Consider the following 19,646-nt stretch of genomic DNA (forward strand, 5'->3'; position numbering starts at 1 on the left):
TAAACTCATCAGTTATCTTGATGAACAGTGATTTTTTCAATACTGAGTGTTGATTTTTGACTTAAACCAATAGGTTCAACATAAAGTTGTAAATCATCTAATTCTTGAATCTGATTATTAAGATAAAGCTCATCAACATATTCTGTAATATCGATAGATAAATTGATCCCTAAACCAGAATGTTCTCCATTTTGTTTAGATGCATTGATTAAACCAAACAATGCAACGGATTTTAAAGTCTGCTGATTTGGTGTTTTTATTGATAAAAATACCCCTTCTTGATTTCCCTTAATGCCTTCTACTAGTAAATAAAATTTACTTGGAGTAATTAACTTTTTAAGATTTTGTTCTATTACTTGAACTACTGACTTAAATCCATTTTTTAATTGTGGATTTTTTTTATCTATTGAGATCGATACAGGTGTTAAGCCTGTAATTTGGATTTTACTTGTTGTTGATCCTATGAGTTCAATATCTGTTTTCTCCTGATTAAATTTATCTAAACCAAATTTTTTCATTCTAAGAAGTACTTTATTCGAAGTACTGGCAGGGCTGAGTTTTGTCCCAAATGCTACTGTATAGGTATAAGACGAAGTATATTGATAATTCAACTCTTCTTCATTAGTTACATCTTTAGGGACAAAATCCCAATTAGTTTCATCTGGATTTGGGACAATAAATGGTGATCTAAGCTCAGGAGATAACCAAGTATCGTCTGTTGGATTGGTATTGTTTGTTGGATCTATATGATCGTAGTTATTCCAAACACTCCAGAGGCGATCAATATTGGCATGATGCACATAAAAAAGCGGATCTAGTGCTGCAAAATTAGGATCATTCATCAAACCGAATGTGCCAACCCCACCAACTAATACATGCATGATGTTATGAGGGTACTGTTCAACTGAACCCGTACCAGACCTATGACCATCATGTGAAAAATTAGTTTCCCCACCACCAAAACCTAATTCCTTGACAATATCATTATCTATTTTTGAAGTAAAATTTAATGTATACAATGAATTTATGGTTTCTTTATTTAAATCAAAATCAGGTTTTGCTTCTTGTAATTGGTTTAAGTTAATAAATGTTTGATCCCTTAGATCGGCTGGATTGGGATACCGTTGTTGTAAATAAAGAGGATTTGATTCTCCATTAAAGGTCTTTTGAGTGAAAGCTGGAGGAATGCTTATTGAATTAAGATTCGAATAATCTTTGTCATTATAGTCCCAATAAGGTAAAGCCCAGTCATCTGGACCACCAAGCTTTATAATATGCTTACGTAAAATTGTTTCAATAGCGAGTAAATATCCTCTATGCCAGGGTAAAAAGAACCATGTTGCGTGTTGGCATTGGTTCCATAACCCATCACCCGTTTCTACATCATGAATTTTAATAAGTGCTTGCACATTAATTTTTTGGAATTCTGGAAAATCTATAAGCTTATGCCAATTTAACTGCTCTTTTCCTGTATCATCCACATCATCCATGGTTATTCCATGCATTGCACCAAAGAATCCCCAGCTATTATGGTCTTCTAAAGGTAATTTACGCATTTCTGCAACAGCTTTCGCATACCAATAAAGGTCTTTATTTCCTTTTTCCGGATTAGAAATAAAGGCCTCATCATCTAGCAATACCCCACAATTTTCCCAAACACTTCTTCTGATATAATTTTTAGCCATAATCTTCTACCTTGTTATAAAATGAAGTCTTTTAAAGTTTTAACTTTTGATTGAATTTTATTCAAAATAACAAAATAAAATTTAATGTGCAACGAAATCATTAATTTACAAAAGGCTATTTACAAGCTATTTCGTCAATTAACACTCATTAATACAACAAAAATTTATACAGTTGGAATAGAAAATAAGAATTGCCAATTAAGACACAAAATAAAATCTATGGCTTCAGCAAATATTTTGAAAAATGGAAAAATTATTATTTAAGTCTTTACGAAACAAAAAAATAAGTACAATATGTATAAATATTAATCACATAAAAACCAAACATGAAAAACTATATTACTATTTTAACACTATTAGCACCAACACCACTCTATGCAGGTATTCAAAACCCTCCTCTTTTTAATAACAGCAATATAGATTCAAATTTTGTTTCTATTGATTTAGAAGTCGATAAGAAGCTCGGCGAAATTTATAATCCTGTGACAAACCGAATTGATTCGGTCGAACTCCGCCAATATATCGATCCACACAACCCCTTAGCCAATCAATTTGTTGCTCCAACTATTCAAATTAAGCAAGGGAAGTCATTAAAAGTAAATTTAATGAATAATTTACCTTTATATGAGTATAAAAAAAATAATGGTGAGATCGAAAAGACGCCGAATTGTCGTGATGAACATAATACGATTGGTTGTATTAATACCACTAACCTGCATACTCATGGATTGCAAGTCAATCCTGAATATACTGTTATGCCTAGTAAGGATGGCAAAGATAAAGGTATTGCAGCTGATAATGTTTTTATTAAAATTAATCCAAAAGAAAAACAAGATTATCAATTTGATATTCCTAAGGATCATCCTGCTGGAACTTATTGGTATCACGCACATTTACATGGTTCTACAGCATTACAAGTGACTAGCGGTATGGCTGGTGTTCTAATTATTGAAGGTAATCGATTACCAAAATTTGATGGGAAATCTTTTGAGCAAAAGGGTGATTTTGATGTCCTGTGGAAAGCCAAAAAACCATCAAAAATTTCTTTAAATAATATTCAGCATAAAATTTCAGCCGACAGCAATAATGATCTGATCATGGTTTTTCAACAAATACAGTACATTTGTGGTGATAACCAAAAGCTGTATAAAGTAAACTGTGAAACTAATGAAATTGGACACCTAGATGGTGATGTTGAAATTAAAATAAGTGATACTGATAAATATAAATTGCTTAGCCCAAGTGGTTGGAAAAAGTCAGGACGCTATACCTCTATTAATGGTAATGTGCTCGGTCAAATAGATTTAAATCAAAATGAATTTTATCGTTGGCGTATGATTCATGGTGGTGTGCGAGATACCATTGGTCTACGAGTTTATAAGTTGGAAAAACCAATCAACACGCAAGACAAGCCTAATTTTATTGCCGAATGTCAAAAAGCTGCAAAACTCAACAATGCAATCAATTATTCAATCGTGGCACAAGATGGTTTAACCACGAATGCTATTCAGCAAACCAATACTATCTTATTACAACCTGGCTATCGATATGATGCGATATTTAATTTTAAAGATGCGGGTCAATACTGTGTAGTGGATAATGATAAATTTCCAGATTCATTTAAGGTCAATACAAATATTGAGGCAAAATCATCAACTGATACACCAGATCCAGATAAAGTTCTTGCTATTGTAAATGTTAAAGTAAGTTCTAGCCCTACAATTACATTAAAAGAGTTTTTAAAGTCAAAAGTTGAAGATATAACCCTAAGTAATGGTCAACAGCTTGATGCTATTACACAAAAACAAATTAAATCTGATTTAGATAATAATTTAATCACGGCTTTTATCCCATTAGATTCTTTACAAAATATTGAAAGTAGTAATAGCAACATCAAAATAGGTCAACAACAGCTTAATTTTAATATTAGCAAAGTCTTTGGTATAAGTAATGAAAAGTTTAACGCTGATTTAGCACTTCCTTATGGCGATAATTTAAACCGCTATTTAACTTTAAATGGAATTGATGAATGGACCTTAACATCTACTCTTGCGGGACATCCTTTCCATATTCATGTGAATCCTTTTCAAATTCAATCCGTATATAAGGTTGATGGTTCAAACAATCGTATAGGTGGAGATATAACTTTAGAGAAAAATACTAATCCTTTATTTAATGGTTTAAATGGTGTGTGGAAGGATACTCTTTTTGTTCCAACGGGTTATGAGATTGTGGTCAGAACCAAGTATGAAAAATTCACAGGAGACTTTGTCTTACACTGTCATATCTTAGATCATGAAGATCAAGGCATGATGCAAAATGTCCGTATTTGTGACCCGAATGATAAAGACTGTAAAACAAGACCATTTGGATCTGTTGTACCTGCAGGGCTTCATTCACATGTACATTAAATGTATTAGTTCAGATCTGATCAAACATTGATCTTGAAAAAGAGAAAGTTACCCGTTTTGATAAAGGTGTCGAATCTTAATCAAACAAAGGTAACTTTCTTATGTTGCATACTAACAATCAAATATAAAGTAGGCTTACTCAATTTAATAACAACTTTGTTCCAGCAAAAATTACTTCTTAAAATCAAATCATAGTAGATAAAACACAATAAAAACCATTCTTAACGCCTTCACCTTTACCAGAGTTAAAAAAAGCTGTCGATAAAATCATATCACCAAACTGGTACCTTAAAAAATATTAAAAGTGTATCTTATGGCAATACCACATTAAAAATACACTCTACTACTTCTTTTTAAAATCTTAGGGGTAGAGTTTATGTCTTTTCAACATCATTCTAATGATTTTCTTCCCCCCATTATGGCAGGTTTAATTTCGGTCATCGTCAATTATGGTGGTACCTTTATTTTAATCTTCCAAGCTGCGCAGATGGCTGGTCTTAGCCCTGAACTCACTGCCTCATGGGTGTGGTCTATTTCTATTGGGGTTGGTATCACTGGAATATTATTAAGTTGGTATACCCGAGAACCCATTATCACTGCATGGTCTACGCCTGCCGCTGCATTTTTAATTACTACGCTTGTAACCGTGCCATATTCCGAAGCAATTGGCGCATATTTACTTTCTGCACTGGCTTTTGTGATCTTGGGAATTACGGGCTATTTTGAAAAATTGATTGGTCTAATTCCAACGGGTATTGCCTCTGGTCTCTTGGCAGGTATTTTATTGCAATTTGGGATTGCAGCCTTTACCAATATGACAATTGATCCTTTTTTGGCTATTTCATTATTTTTTATTTACCTGATCACCAAGCGTTTTTCTGCAAGATTTGCCATTATTAGTGTCTTGATTTTTGGCTTTATTTTCTTACTTTTACAATCACGGATTGATTTCTCTGGATTTGAACTAAAATTAGCCTCGCCTATTTTTACCACGCCAACTTTTTCTATAAACTCGATACTGAGTGTTGCCTTACCTTTATTTTTAATTACCTTAACAGGACAATATATGCCAGGTTTACTGGTTCTTAAAAATGATGGTTTTCACACCAATGCTAAACCGATTCTTATCGTGACAGGCTTAGGTTCGTTCCTCATGGCTCCGTTTGGTTCACATGCGTTTAATCTTGCTGCGATCACTGCTGCAATTTGCACTGGAAAGGAATCCCACGAAGATCCTTCAAAACGCTGGATTTCAGGGATTGCCGCAGGTGTGTTTTATATTTTTGTTGGAATTTTTGGTGTAACGTTAGCAGCTGTCTTTGCAGCGTTTCCAGTCGCTTTTATAAGTACTCTAGCAGGACTTGCATTATTAGGTACAATTGCTGGAAGTCTTGCAAATGCGATGAGTGATATCGATTGCCGAGAAGCCTCACTTATTACCTTTCTCTCAACGACAGCCAATATCAGTTTGTTTGGTGTTGGGGGTGCATTTTGGGGTTTGGTTTTAGGTCTAATTTCATATCTTGTAGTCAATGGAAAATTCAAAACCAAGACACTTTCTTGACCCTACTGGACTAAAGAACTGATAGTGTTTATAAAATAATCATTTATAAACAGCATATTGCCTTTAAATATGCTGTTTTAATTTATTCAGAGCCTAAAACCTCATTCTATAAACCCAGAGATCATTTGATTGACTACAGCCGGTTTTTCAGCATGTAACCAATGCCCGACTTGTTCAATGACTTTAACTTGGCTATGACTAAACTGGGTTTCGATTGCAGAAAAATGTTCAGCTTTTGAGATATAGGGTGAGTTTCCACCTTTAATAAACAATGCTGGAATAGGATTCACCTGCTGATTTTCCCAACTTAAAATATCGGCATAATGATTAAATAAAGCTTGGACATTAAACAGCCATTTTCCCTTACTGAATGATTTTAATAAAAATTGAATCACCATTTCTTCTTTTAAGTATTGACGCATAATCTCTGTAGCTTCTTTACGAGATTCAATCTGTGCATTTTCAACCGCAAATAAGGCTTTAAAAATTTGATCATGGTGATTTTCTTGATATGCAAAAGGTGTCATATCCAAGACAATCATTTTTTGCATACGATCTTGCGCTAAATCTGCAAGTTTCATTGCAATTTTTCCACCCATAGAATGTCCAATCGCAATAAACTTTTCAATATTTAAATGATCAAGTGTTTGCAAAACATCCTGAGCCATCAATTGATAATTCATTTCATCTGAATGTGCAGAATGGCCATGATTTCGAACATCAATTTGCAATAAGTTGAATTTACCTTGAAATTCACGTGCAATAATGCCCAAATTACTTAAACTTCCAAATAACCCGTGAATCAATACCAGTGTGGTTTTTTGAGTCCCATTGCTATCTTGAGCTTGATCGTATTGATAATTCAGTAACATTAAAAACCACCCAGAATTTAAATATTGCTCTTGCGCTATGATGACAAGAAGAGAAATGCAGAACAATAGCTTTATCATTCATTAACAATACTGCGACTTAAAAACAATCAATATCTTAACTATCTCTCTTCCAATACCGCACTTGATACACTGTTTAAGTTTTATCTTATTTATCCTCTATTTTGTAGTGAATACACATTTGGCTATAAATATAGACAAATGAGCGGTGGCCTTAATCTAAAGTTGAATAAATAATAAAAAATAAACCTCAATCTACTGTTGAGTCGGGGTTTGAATTACCTATATTATCAGACTTGATTTTTTCGATTGATTTAGGACTTTAGACCATGTTTCAACATGTAGATCCTTATGCAGGTGATCCAATTCTTTCTCTAATGGAAGCCTTTGGTAAGGATGAACGGACACACAAAGTAAATTTAAGTATTGGTCTTTATTATAATGAGGACACCATTGTTCCTCAGTTAGACGCTGTAAAAGCGGCTTTGAAAAATATTGAACCAAGCAATGACAAGGTAAAGCTTTATTTACCGATGGATGGTTCAAAGTCTTATAACGAAGCAACCCAGAAATTGGTTTTAGGTGCAGATAGCCAAGCACGTAAAGATGGCCGAGCAGTGACCATTCAAACCCTAGGCGGTTCTGGTGCACTTAAAGTTGGTGCAGATTTTCTAAAAAAATACTTTCCTGAATCTGATGTTTGGGTGAGCCAACCGACCTGGGAAAACCATATTGCAATTTTTAATGGTGCAGGAATCAATTCACATTTCTACCGCTATTTTGATGCAGCAACCAATGGTGTCAATATTGAAGGCATGTTAGAGGATTTACAGCAAATCCCTGCAAAAGGCATTGTTCTTCTTCACCCTTGTTGCCATAACCCAACAGGCGCAGATTTAACACCTGCTGAATGGGATCGTGTAATTGAAGTATTGAAAGCACGTGATTTAATTCCATTCCTCGATATTGCTTACCAAGGTTTTGGTCAAGGCTTAGAAGAAGATGCTTATGCAATTCGTGCTTTAGACAAGTCAGGATTGAATTTCATTGTTAGCAATTCATTCTCTAAAATTTTCTCACTATATGGTGAGCGTGTTGGTGGTTTAAGCTTTATTTGTGATGACCAAGCAACTGCACAAAAAGTTTTAGGTCAGCTTAAAGCAACTGTACGCCGTATCTACTCAAGCCCACCTACAACGGGTGCCTTAGTGGTTGATAATGTATTGAATGATGCAACATTAACTGAAAAATGGCATGCAGAACTTAAAGAAATGCGTGAGCGTATCATCCAAATGCGCGAACTATTAAAGGCAAAATTAACTACTGCTTTACCTGGTCGTAATTTTGATTACCTTACAGAACAACAAGGCATGTTTAGCTATACAGGTTTAACGGCTGAACAAGTGGATATATTGAAAGATCAATATGCCATTTATTTGCTACGTAGTGGCCGTATGTGTGCAGCGGGCTTAAATTTAAAAAATATTGATTATGTAGCAACATCTGTTGCAGAAGTCATTAAAGCAACTGCTTAAATAAATTGATAAGCGTTGATTGAATCAATCAACTGCCACTTAACTCCCTTTTCATAAGGGAGTTAAGTTTTTGAGATGATTCTTTTTTAATGAGCATTTTAAAAACTTAACATTGACATACAGATTTATTTTTATACAATAAGCATTCTTATCCCCCCTTTCTTAAAAGAGTAACGCCAATGAAGTAAGTCATTTTCTCATCATTATTTATTTAATTTTTGATGTGCAAAATAGATTCTACTCAAGGCTACACTTATCTTTTGGTTCTGATACCGTCTTTACGATAAATTAAATAATCTACTGTTATTTAAAGCTTTTATTACATACTATTTTGTGCATCCTCTATATGAGGATCATTGAATGCAACAAGCATGTATTATTTCAAATTTGAGTTTGGCATTCCCCACTCAAACAATGTTTACTCAACTGAATTTTGTGCTTTTTTCAGGGCAAACTTCTGCTGTGATTGGCCGTAATGGTTTGGGAAAATCATTACTTTTTAAACTATTACACCTACAACAGCATTCAGATTTAGCCTATTCAGGGCAAATTGCATGGCATATCCAACATAATTATTTAGCACAATTACAACGATTAAATGCCAAAACTATAGCTGAAGCTTTAGACATTGCTCATCTACATAATGCTTTTGAACGTATTGAAAACAGTAGTGCCAATTTTGAAGATTATGATTTGGTGGAAAACTGTTGGGATTTACCTCAAAAATGGCAACAAATTTTAAGCAATGCACAACTGCCGCTTGATTTAAATTTTCCCATACACTACTTAAGTGAAGGTCAAAAAACCAAGCTAGCTTTGTGTCGCTTATTTCTAAAACAAGATCATTATCTACTTTTAGATGAGCCAAGTAATCATTTAGATACCATGGCAAGAAAATGGTTAATTGAATCGATTCAGGCACATAAGGCGGGAGTTTGTATTATTAGTCATGATCTTCAATTGCTGAATCAAGTGCAGCATATTTATGCTTTAACCGCGCAAGGTTTACAACATGTTTCGGGCAATTATGCTGATTATGTTCAACAGCACCAACAACAAATCCATGCCTTAACTCAGTCTATTCAACAAGAAAAACGTGAATTTAAACAGTTAAAGCAACAACAGCATGATAGTTTAATGAAAGCACAAAAACGTCAACGTAAAGGTGCTCAATTGCGTGACTCGAACTCTCAAGCCAAGATTCTACTGGATTTTAAAAAAGAGCAAGCTGGGCAAAGTTTTGGGAAATTACGTGCACAGCAAATTCGCCAAGCTGATGAAACACAGAGCAGTTTACAGGAGAAACAAACAACATTAGAAAAAATTAAACCACAACGATTTGACTTTCAATTTCAATCATTTAAACAAGGTGAAATATTAAGAATTCACGATTTACAATTGCCTTATGCCACCACACAGAAAATAAAGTTGTCACTCCAAGCCAGTGAAAAAATCCAGCTTAAAGGTGCAAATGGCGTGGGTAAATCCACCCTATTAAAAATGATTGATCAATCACAAAGTACTGAAATTTTCTTTACTGGGCAAAGTTTATATTTGGATCAAAATTTTAGTTTACTCAATGATGATCTTTCTGTGATCGAGAATTTAGCGAAATTTAATCCAGATATACTGGAGGTTGAATGGCGAAATTTATTAGGTCAACTGCGCATCCGCCGCGAAAAAGCACTCTTAAAATTGGGGCAACTCAGTGGCGGTGAAAAACTTAAAGTAGCATTACTTGGAATAAGTCAGCATCATCAAAATATTGATTTATTGTTATTGGATGAGCCTGAAAATCACTTAGACATTGAGTCACGAGAATTACTTGCGCAAGCCATTGAGCAATTTAAAGGTGCTGTCATTCTGGTCTCTCATGATGATTGTTTTGTTAAGCAATCTGGAGTAAATGAAGCATTTTTACTGAGTTAAAAGTATTACTTCATTCTGATCATTTTGAAAAACTTTCCGCCAATGGTTTATTGCCCATATGGCGGATTGCACTGGTCAAACTAAAAGTAAACCTCCAATCTACTCAAAATATTTGCAGTGTTAAGTTTCCCCATATGTAAAATCCAAATATTATTTTTGCTTCTCATCTATGAGCTGAAAACATAATTTATCTATGTTTTTCGTTTTTGGGTGAAAAGCTGAGAGGTTAGATAGCACAATAACGGCAGTCTTATCCTCAACATTTATTGCCATTGAAGATGAATAGCCACCAGTTCCGCCATTGTGCCAAACCAAATCTTTTCCATTTTGTGATTTTAACAAATGCCAAGCTAAACCGATTTTCATATCTTTGTTCATTTCAAAGGTCGGTGTACGCGTTAAAGTCAATTCGGTATTTTTAGGATCGAATTGTGCGATTGCAAATTTTGCTAAATCCTCTGTGGTTGATAATAGCCCGCCAGCACCAAACAAAACGTCAAAATCCCAATTTGATACGATTTTTCCATCAGGATTTTGCCCTTTTACCAACTTATTATCTAGATTTTGCGAGTTTACAAATGAGTTTTTCATTGTGTATTTATCAAAAATTCTCTTTTGTAATAATGTTTGAAAGCTTTTTCCTTGTGATACGCCAAGCGTATAGCCTAATAACCCCGCCCCTAAATTGGAATAAACATATTTTTTTTCAGGCTCATTTTCAATTTTCAAATCATCTTTAAGGTATTGTTCAATCTGACTTTTACCATAATCTTTGTAGGGATTGCTTTGATTCGATAAATCTAGATTCTCAGGTAAGCGTGGTAAACCGGAGGTATGATTAGCCAAGTCTTTAAAATTCAGTTGAGTGTTATTTTTAAATTTTAAAGATGGATAAAATGGATTGATTTCATCCGTTAATTTAATTTTTCCTTCATCAACAAGCGAAGCTAAAACGGTCGATGTAAAAACTTTGGTAATAGAACCAATTTCAAAAACCTTATTCTGGTTTTCGATCGGTTTGATCATACCTTCAGTTTTTATAACCCCATAATATTTCACTTTTTGATTTTGAACGACTGCAATAGAAAGTTGCGTATTATTTGGAAAATTTTGGCTATTCGAAAAAATGATGTCTGAGATTTCTTTTGGATAAGCGTTAAGTGCATTCACAGTATTACTACTATTTATCTCTTTTTGGACTTCATTAGGCTTCATAATAAGTCCCTTGATATGATTTTCTTGATCAAGCGAAATATTGACCGTTAACACCATTTTCTCAAACTTGGTTTTATAACTTTGATAAGTTCCTTGTTGATTGCTGAGAAATTCTTTACTTTCAATTTTTCCTGCCTGAGATTTTAATCCTGAGAAAAATTGCTTTGTCTTTTCAAGTGGCAATGTCTTTTTCATTTCAGCAGAAAATTCATCATAAATTTTTTCATACTGATCAGCATTATAGTTGTTTATAAAATTGTCCATGGCAATTTTATAGTTTTCACTCTGAGCAAATATTGAGTTTGATATCAAAATCGCAAATAGGATTAAAAATAGTCTTTTCATAAGGTTTTAATAATAGCTAATGAATTAAAGTCTTGTGCTCTAACGCTACACATCTAAAAGTACAGCTTAAAACATAACAAAAAAACTGCTTTAAGCAAGTATTATCTGTCAATCAGTAGCAAAACATTGTTATTTTAGTTTTTTATAATGATTGTTCTGTGTCGAATAGATGAAGCGAGTTTGTTAAATTAAACTTTAAAATCATGATTGAACAAATCAATATTTATTCAATCATATAAGACTTAAATTTGTGTCATTACCCACAAGTCGCTTGGGTAATTTTTTTGGTCGCAGGATCTACAGTTACCGTCACACGTTCAATACGATAATCCATAGTTACTCCTTGATTTGGCGCAACTTTACGTACGATTGATGCCTGTGTAAGCTGCTTAATTTTCGCTTCAGACATATCATTTTGTCCAATCAACTGAGTCGCGCGTTCTGCAATACATGTCGTTTGAGTGTTTTGTGCTGTTTGATCTTGCGTTGTTGCATTGGTTTGAAGCGAAGAACATGCTGATACGGTTAAAGCCATGATACCAAGACCTAAAATTGCAACATTTTTCATAAGACGACCTATTTTGATTTTTTGCTTTAAAGCCATAACATAACAAAAAAAGATAAGCTTAGAGAATTAATATATAAAACTCATACATTTATCATGCAAATAAAAACCAGTGATAGATGATGTATCACTGGCTCTTAGTGGTGCTCAGTATTTAAGCTTAAAAGTTAATCACTGTACGGATTGATTTACCTTCATGCATTAAATCAAATGCTTCATTAATTTTATCTAAGCCCATTGTATGAGTAACAAAAGGTGCAAGTTGGATATCACCTTTCATCGCATCTTCAACCATACCTGGCAATTGTGTACGGCCTTTTACCCCACCAAATGCGGTTCCTTTCCATGTACGACCAGTCACAAGCTGGAACGGACGGGTAGAAATTTCTTGACCTGCACCTGCTACACCAATGATGACTGATTGTCCCCACCCACGATGAGCACATTCAAGTGCTGAACGCATTACATTGACATTGCCGATACATTCAAATGAATGGTCTACACCCCAACCTGTCATTTCAACAATCACTTCTTGAACAGGTTTGTCATAGTCTTTTGGATTAACGAAATCAGTCGCACCAAACTCTTCTGCCAATTTAAATTTTTCAGGATTGGTATCAACAACAATGATACGGCCTGCTTTCGCTTGGCGCGCACCTTGTACAACAGCCAAACCAATACCACCTAAACCAAATACAGCAACTGAATCGCCTTCTTGTACTTTTGCCGTGTTATGGACTGCACCAATCCCTGTCGTTACACCACAACCCAGTAAACAAACATGTTCAGGATTTGCTTCTGGGTTAATTTTAGCCAATGAAACTTCAGCAACGACAGTATATTCACTAAAAGTTGAACACCCCATATAGTGATAAATAGGTTCACCATTATAAGAAAAACGTGTCGTTCCATCAGGCATAACCCCTTTACCCTGTGTAGCACGAACGGCTGTACACAAGTTGGTTTTGCCTGACTTACAGAATAAGCATTCGCCACATTCTGCTGTATATAAAGGAATCACATGATCCCCAGGTTTTACTGAAGTTACACCTTCACCAACTTCGACAACAATACCAGCCCCTTCATGACCTAAAACTGCTGGAAAGACGCCTTCTGGATCATCACCTGATAAAGTAAATGCATCTGTATGACAAACCCCTGTATGGGTAATTTTAACAAGGACTTCGCCTTTTTGTGGGGGAGCAACATCAATTTCCACAATTTCTAAAGGTTTTCCTGGACCAAATGCAACAGCAGCACGTGATTTCATAGCTAAATATCCTAATAGGTTTGTGTTTTAACAGTTGGACTACAGTAACCTTTTTCTCTTTACAGATTCAACCATTAACTTGATGATATGATTTAGTAAAATTTAAAGTACTCATTGAAAGAATGAATCATTCAAAGACTTCACTTGCCTTCATTATTTTGGCTTTTTCAATCACTGGATGCAGTTTACCTATGAATCAACCAGAACAAGAACAACAAGTTAAAGTATATGCAGAGCAATGGATCAATGAGCCTGAAGCAAAACAGATGCTTACTCAAGGTCTCACTGCATATTTAGCCATGAATGATGCTTTCCAAAGTATCGCGTCACGTATCCATCTGATTCGAAAAGCCAAATATACACTTGATTTACAATACTATATTTGGGCAGATGATTTTATTGGCAATTTAATGCTACACGAATTGCTTAAAGCTGCTGACCGCGGTGTAAAAGTACGCTTATTAATCGATGATCAAAATGGAACAAAAATAGATCGACAATTAAGTGCATTGCTGAGACATCCAAACATTTCGATCAAATTATACAATCCTTATAAATTCCGACACTTTCGTGTAATGGATTATATTTTTAGAATGAACAGAATCAACCATCGAATGCACAATAAATTAATTATTGCTGATGGTGCAATTGCTGTGACAGGCGGACGAAATATCAGCAGTGAATATTTTGATGCCAGTGCATCTTTCCAATTTACCGATATGGATATTTTATTTTTTGGTAAAGCGGTCAATCGTGCAAATGAAGTTTTTACCGACTTTTGGAATTTTCAATTAAGCTATCCGATTGATCAATTTATTCATAAAGGTTCTGAACACGATTTATTAACTTTGAGAAAAAGCTTTGAACGACTTGAACAAGCTGAACATACGACAGATGAAAAAGTAAATCTTGAGCAGAAAGAACTCGCCAATGAGCTTAATCAAAATAAAATCAATTGGGCTTATGCCGATTTTCTGGCAGATTCTCCAAAGAAAAGTTTAGGACAAGCACACGGCAATGAATTAATTTCACACCAAATTCACCAACATTTGGGTGACCCCAAACAAGAAATGGATTTAATTGCCGCTTATTTTGTTCCTACAAAAAATGGGACGGATTTCATCAACCAATTCCCTAAACAAAATGTCAAAGTGAGAATTTTAACCAACTCCTTTATGGCAAATGATGTTGCGCTTGTCCATGCGTTTTATCAAAAGTATCGAGTTGACCTGCTTAAAGGAGGCGCAAAACTTTATGAATTTAAACCTTATATAGAACGCAATCGCCGTACTTGGTATGAGGTCCTTACAGGAAATATCATTCCGAAAAAAGGCAAAAATAAATCCAGTTTGCATGCAAAATTTATCAATATTGATGACAAAGTCTTTATTGGTTCATTTAACCTAGATCCAAGATCATTCAATATCAATACCGAAGTTGGACTGGTTGTTCAATCAGATCCTTTACAAGAGCAAATTTCAAATCTATTGGATCAAACCCTATTTAGGGTTGCTTATGAGTTAAAACTTAATCCACAAGGTGAGCTGATCTGGCTAGATCATCGTGCTGATGGCAAAGTGATTGAATATAAAGTTGACCCTGAAACAACACGATTCCAACGATTTGTCATGTATAGCGTCTCATATTTACCACTTGAATGGATGATGTAAGTTTAGTGTAATGACAACGCATATACCAAACTTATTAAAAATTTACTGCTACAAATAACACTCAAACAGACAGAGCCCTTTGATCTCTTTAACCAGTTCTATGTCAGTAAAGCCCGCATATTTTAAGCTTTGAAAATGTTCATGTTTCGACATATACAAGTCATTATTGCTCATCGCATCTGATGCAAAAATATGGTCACAGACCAAATACAGAGCATCACGTTTTAATAATGTCTTTACTTGTTGATGAAATTGATTTGCATAGTTTTTATGGCGTAACTCATGTAAAGCTTGATGAATAATGATGGCATCATATTGTCCAAGCTGATCGCGCCAATCTTCATTTTTAAAATCAGCAATCAGATATTGCACTCTGCCTAACTCAGAAGAAAGTAGCTTACTTTTAGAAAGCTCATGCATTGCATCAGAGAAATCTAGCGCTGTATATTCAATATCAGCACACTGGGTAAGTAAATGTTTGGCAAGAAAACCAGGACCTGAACCTATTTCTAAAATATTGAACTGCGCGTTTTGATCAGTTTGATAGTGTTTCTCTTTGGCTGCTTTTTGAATTAAATTCACATAATAGTCAAAAAACTCATAACGCCATGGGCGTTTTTCATTTGCTTCATTAGCCCATTGCAAAGCATCTTGCGGATTTTTTAAATCAATTGGACTTGGTACATCCTGAACACTCATTATAATTATTCCACTGAAATCAATATAAATTTGCTTACTATTTACCCATATTTTAAAGCAATAAGGAAAAGGATTTTCGCTAACTTTGTAAGTTATTTATTTTTAACTGCTGAATTGACATTGCTAAGATATCAAAGACCTTTTTATCCACGCATTGTGCAACATTAAAGCGCATGAACTGTCCTGCATTTTCAGCTTGGCTAAAAGAATTACCCGGCGCAAGAATTACGCCCTGTTTGAGACATAATTTTGATAATTCCGCCGCATGTATACTATCCGGCAATTTGCACCATAAAAAAATCCCTGCTGTTGGCACAATCCACGGTTTTATACCGAGTTGCCCCAACTTTTGCATCATTTCATTGCTGACTTTAAGCAAATGTTTCTTTAACCAATCTAAATGTTTAGGATAACTGCTGTCCATTAAAGCCTGATAAATAATTTCTGCATTTAAATGACTATTGCTAAAGTTGGTCGCAATTCTTAAATCTATTAATTGATCAATCAGCTCAGACTCCGCAATGATATAACCGCAACGAATCGCTGCTGAAAGGGTTTTGGTAAAACTGCCAATCTGAATGACATGTTTAAAACCGGCTAATGAAGCATAACGTGGTGCGGGTGTATATTCAAAATCAGCAAAAATTTCATCTTCAATAATCAATAAATCAGTTTTCTCAACCAGCTTGGAAATTTGATAAACCGTTTGTAGCGAAATCGTGGCTCCTGTTGGGTTATGAATCCCTGAATTGGTTAAATAGATTTTTGGCTTTAAATTCAGTGCTTGTTCAAATTTCTCTACATCTGGTCCCGTTTCTGTAAACGGAATTGGAACGGCTTTTAAATGATGGGCCTTAATCAAAGCGCGGAAATTAAAATAGCAAGGATCATCAATCAAGATCACATCACCTGCGCTAAGCAGGTGTCTGAAAATTAAATCAATGGACTGGGTTGCTGAGTCAGTAATAAGAATTTGATTCAGTTTGAATTTTAAATCATACAGTTCTTTTTTTCTGGCAATAAATTTACGCAACTCCAAATGTCCATGCGGAGTTGCATAATCGGTGAGCATGATGATTTCAGACTTAGCAGCTTGTTTTAACGCTTTACGGATTGATTGTTCAGGCATCCAAGTAGTGGGTAACCAGCCACAACCCGGTTTTAGCACATCCGTCTTCGCCTCTAATGACTGCCTTGAAATCCATAAAGGATCTATTTCACGTTGATACTGTATTTCAGTATCAATCATTTGCATCGGTTCAGCTTTACCTAATACATAGTAACCAGAACCAAGACGAGATTCTAAAACACCTTCCGCAACTAATCTGGCATAGGCTTCAACGATCGTTGAAACAGAACAGTTTGTTTGTGTAGCAAACTGACGGACTGAAGGTAAGCGTGAACCTGCAATCAAACTTTTATTCGAAATTTGATTTTTAATCATCAGCACTGTTTGTTCAATTTTAGTTTTTGCCATTTAAAACCACATATTTTAAAGATAAGAAATCTGAGAAAACTCGTTAGATTGAGTAGAATTGTACTGGTAAAAATAGCATAACAGTTATTTAAAATTGTACTGTAGTGTACATATATATTTCCAGTAAATAGCGCTTAAATCATCATAAATTGACTGAGTAATTGATGATGGATAAAACAAATATTGGCTGGCTAAATGGTTTTATTGGTGTCGCGATTTTTGCTGGCTCTTTGCCCGCAACCCGTATTGCCGTCATGGGGTTTAGTCCAGAATTTTTAACCACAGCTCGGGCAGCGATTGCAGGAAGTATTGCTTTAATCTGCCTGTTTATTTTACAGCAATCAAAACCCACTTTTGCCCAATTTAAATCATTGGTTATTGTGGCTTTAGGTGTGGTGATTGGTTTTCCATTATTTACAGCCTTAGCTTTACAAACAGTATCCTCTGCACATGCTATTGTCTTTGTTGGTCTCTTGCCTTTATCGACTGCAATTTTTGCAGTTTTACGCGGGGGTGAAAAGCCTGCTACACAATTTTGGTTATTTGCCTTAATTGGTAGTGCCATTGTGGTTGGATTTATGTTTTATGAAAACCGTAATTTAAGTTTTAGTGTGGGTGATCTCTATATGCTTGCATCAATTGTTGTCTGTGGACTGGGTTATGCTGAAGGTGGAAAGCTTTCAAGAGAACTGGGTGGATGGCAAGTGATTTGTTGGGCTTTAGTGGTTGCATTACCCTTGATGCTTATCTCAAGTCTATATTACCTACCTGCAAGCTTTGCAAATATTCATTGGCCTGAAACAATTGGTTTAATCTATGTGTCGCTGTTTAGTATGTTGATTGGCTTTATTTTTTGGTACAAAGGTTTAGCGTTGGGCGGAATTGCCAAAGTTGGACAAATTCAATTGGTACAACCGTTTATTGGTTTAATGCTTTCAGCGGTTCTATTGGGTGAGCATGTAAGTTTTGCGATGATTGTTGTTTGTTTTGCAGTTGTGATCTGTGTTGCTCTGGCAAAACGATTTGCATAGAAAATGGAAAGGCTTAAAGCATTTATTGACTGTATGTGTATATCGATTTAATCAAGTACAATGGGATAAATGCCTAAGCTAGAACAAAAACTGTCAATTACAGATATGGTTTATTTTGCTAATTTTATTCAACATGTTGACGCTTTAAGGAGAAAAAACATGATTGATTCCCAAAATTGGCAACAAATAATAAAAACCATTTCAACTGCTCAACGTGCCTCTATGCATTGTTCGATTGCAACTGTCGATCAATTAGGGCAACCCAATATAACGCCTATAGGAACCGTATTCTTAAAAAATAATCAAACTGGATTTTTCTTTGATACTTATAGTGAATCATTTAAAGAAAACATTCCTAACAATAGCAAAGCATGTTTACAAGCAGTGAATATTAAGCGTTTTTTCTGGTTGAAATCGATGATTTTAGGTAAATTTTCAGATTTCCCTGGTGTTCGTTTAAATATCGAAATTGGTGAACTACGTATCGCCACTGCTGAAGAGTTAGCAATGATTGAACAGCGTATCAAACCACTCTCATGGACTAAAGGGAGCCAATTGATTTGGTCTAGTTTTACCCATGTTCGAGATTTTAACGTAACTGGTTTTAAATGGGTTCAATACCCAACCATGATGCCAAATTATGAGTTTTAAACTTACTTAAAGTAAGCCTATTTCTTTAAATAAGTTCTTATATGCCTCTGCCTTCTTATCCAGTGCTAATGGATATGCTCTTGATGAAGAAGGCATCCGATATAAACATATCTCTCGTTCAGCAAATATAGCTTGTGAGGATTGCCCTATCTGTGGCTTTTTAGTTTCTTCAGGCATAGATAACATCAGGGTATCTGTTGCCTTATCTCCAGTGGTCATGATGCTGTTACATTCAGGAATTTGCGCTAAAAGCTGTGATAGGTCTGTGGGGGTTTTAATCTGTAGGAATTTATCTGAGGCATTCCCTTTTAAGCGAATAACTTGATACGCCGTATCAAAAATTGCGATACCTTTTTCGATTAAGAATTCGCGAATATGTTGTTCCTTAAAATTTTTATTAGGTAAATCTAAAAAGTGATCTTTATTATCAAAGAAAATAAGCCCAAAAATTCGCCACATATCATTTTGATAATTCGGATAATAAAAATCCATCTTCCATCTGCTTTGAGGCGGTGGAAAGCTACCAAGCATCAATAGCTTGGCATTTGTAGGAAGAAATGGTTTGAGTGGGTGGGTTTCTATTTCGATATCAGTCATTTATAAATAAGAAATAATCTAAGAATTATACTGTTATCTTAACATTTTTACTTGCTAAGCATGGGTAGTTGTTTCTAATTTTATATTAAAGATTTTAAATCGTAAATTTATC

The 19,646-nt window shown here is 34.8% G+C and carries 15 protein-coding genes; 7 read left to right on the plus strand and 8 right to left on the minus strand.

Translation table 11 applies throughout. The features are described from left to right. Window positions 1–8: 8 nt before the first annotated feature. The gene (locus tag F981_RS08465; RefSeq protein ID WP_004720519.1) at window positions 9–1,685 is read right to left on the minus strand and encodes a tyrosinase family protein; all 1,677 of its coding nucleotides are present in this window, start codon (window positions 1,683–1,685) and stop codon (window positions 9–11) included. Window positions 1,686–2,011: 326 nt separating this feature from the next. Between F981_RS08465 and F981_RS08470 the strand changes: the two genes are divergently transcribed. Both F981_RS08470 and F981_RS08475 read left to right on the plus strand, forming a co-directional pair. Continuing rightward, a complete protein-coding gene (locus F981_RS08470; protein ID WP_004720521.1) occupies window positions 2,012–4,096 on the plus strand; it encodes a multicopper oxidase family protein in 2,085 nt (694 codons plus the stop codon). Between the two features lie 376 nt (window positions 4,097–4,472). Continuing rightward, complete coding sequence (locus tag F981_RS08475) at window positions 4,473–5,660, plus strand: benzoate/H(+) symporter BenE family transporter (protein ID WP_004720523.1); 1,188 nt, start codon at window positions 4,473–4,475, stop codon at window positions 5,658–5,660. Between the two features lie 101 nt (window positions 5,661–5,761). Here the strand turns inward: F981_RS08475 and F981_RS08480 are convergent, their stop codons facing one another. Beyond that, window positions 5,762–6,532, minus strand: a complete 771-nt coding sequence (locus tag F981_RS08480; RefSeq protein ID WP_004720525.1) for an alpha/beta fold hydrolase — start codon at window positions 6,530–6,532, stop codon at window positions 5,762–5,764. 347 nt (window positions 6,533–6,879) lie between these two features. On the opposite strand from F981_RS08480, the gene F981_RS08485 reads away from it, so the two are divergent. Together F981_RS08485 and F981_RS08490 are read left to right on the plus strand one after the other, a co-directional pair. Continuing rightward, complete coding sequence (locus F981_RS08485; protein ID WP_004720527.1) at window positions 6,880–8,085, plus strand: amino acid aminotransferase; 1,206 nt, start codon at window positions 6,880–6,882, stop codon at window positions 8,083–8,085. A gap of 360 nt (window positions 8,086–8,445) precedes the next feature. Beyond that, window positions 8,446–10,014, plus strand: a complete 1,569-nt coding sequence (locus tag F981_RS08490) for an ATP-binding cassette domain-containing protein (protein WP_004720529.1) — start codon at window positions 8,446–8,448, stop codon at window positions 10,012–10,014. Window positions 10,015–10,164: 150 nt separating this feature from the next. Here F981_RS08490 and F981_RS08495 read toward each other — a convergent pair whose 3' ends face one another. From F981_RS08495 to F981_RS08505, 3 genes are all read right to left on the minus strand, one after another. Further along, window positions 10,165–11,574, minus strand: coding sequence for a serine hydrolase domain-containing protein (locus tag F981_RS08495; protein ID WP_004720531.1), 1,410 nt, complete (start codon window positions 11,572–11,574; stop codon window positions 10,165–10,167). A gap of 256 nt (window positions 11,575–11,830) precedes the next feature. After that, window positions 11,831–12,142: an I78 family peptidase inhibitor gene (locus tag F981_RS08500; protein ID WP_004720533.1), complete on the minus strand. Its 312-nt coding sequence runs from the start codon at window positions 12,140–12,142 to the stop codon at window positions 11,831–11,833. A gap of 157 nt (window positions 12,143–12,299) precedes the next feature. After that, window positions 12,300–13,409 (minus strand): S-(hydroxymethyl)glutathione dehydrogenase/class III alcohol dehydrogenase, encoded by a 1,110-nt coding sequence (locus tag F981_RS08505; protein WP_004720535.1) that lies wholly within the window; start codon window positions 13,407–13,409, stop codon window positions 12,300–12,302. 191 nt (window positions 13,410–13,600) lie between these two features. On the opposite strand from F981_RS08505, the gene F981_RS08510 reads away from it, so the two are divergent. Continuing rightward, a complete protein-coding gene (locus tag F981_RS08510; protein ID WP_004720537.1) occupies window positions 13,601–15,079 on the plus strand; it encodes a phospholipase D family protein in 1,479 nt (492 codons plus the stop codon). A gap of 48 nt (window positions 15,080–15,127) precedes the next feature. Here the strand turns inward: F981_RS08510 and F981_RS08515 are convergent, their stop codons facing one another. Beyond that, a complete protein-coding gene (locus F981_RS08515) occupies window positions 15,128–15,778 on the minus strand; it encodes a class I SAM-dependent methyltransferase (protein WP_004720539.1) in 651 nt (216 codons plus the stop codon). 79 nt (window positions 15,779–15,857) lie between these two features. Continuing rightward, window positions 15,858–17,255: an aminotransferase-like domain-containing protein gene (locus F981_RS08520; RefSeq protein WP_004720541.1), complete on the minus strand. Its 1,398-nt coding sequence runs from the start codon at window positions 17,253–17,255 to the stop codon at window positions 15,858–15,860. A gap of 167 nt (window positions 17,256–17,422) precedes the next feature. Here F981_RS08520 and F981_RS08525 point away from each other — a divergent pair, with 167 nt between their 5' ends. Together F981_RS08525 and F981_RS08530 are read left to right on the plus strand one after the other, a co-directional pair. Next, window positions 17,423–18,286, plus strand: coding sequence for a DMT family transporter (locus F981_RS08525; RefSeq protein WP_035372056.1), 864 nt, complete (start codon window positions 17,423–17,425; stop codon window positions 18,284–18,286). Between the two features lie 159 nt (window positions 18,287–18,445). Next, window positions 18,446–18,937: a pyridoxamine 5'-phosphate oxidase family protein gene (locus F981_RS08530; protein WP_004720546.1), complete on the plus strand. Its 492-nt coding sequence runs from the start codon at window positions 18,446–18,448 to the stop codon at window positions 18,935–18,937. Window positions 18,938–18,943: 6 nt separating this feature from the next. Here the strand turns inward: F981_RS08530 and F981_RS08535 are convergent, their stop codons facing one another. Continuing rightward, window positions 18,944–19,534, minus strand: coding sequence for a uracil-DNA glycosylase family protein (locus F981_RS08535; RefSeq protein WP_004720548.1), 591 nt, complete (start codon window positions 19,532–19,534; stop codon window positions 18,944–18,946). Between the last annotated feature and the right edge of the window lie 112 nt (window positions 19,535–19,646).

Origin of the sequence: Acinetobacter guillouiae CIP 63.46, from assembly GCF_000368145.1 — a bacterium.
Lineage (GTDB): Bacteria > Pseudomonadota > Gammaproteobacteria > Pseudomonadales > Moraxellaceae > Acinetobacter > Acinetobacter guillouiae.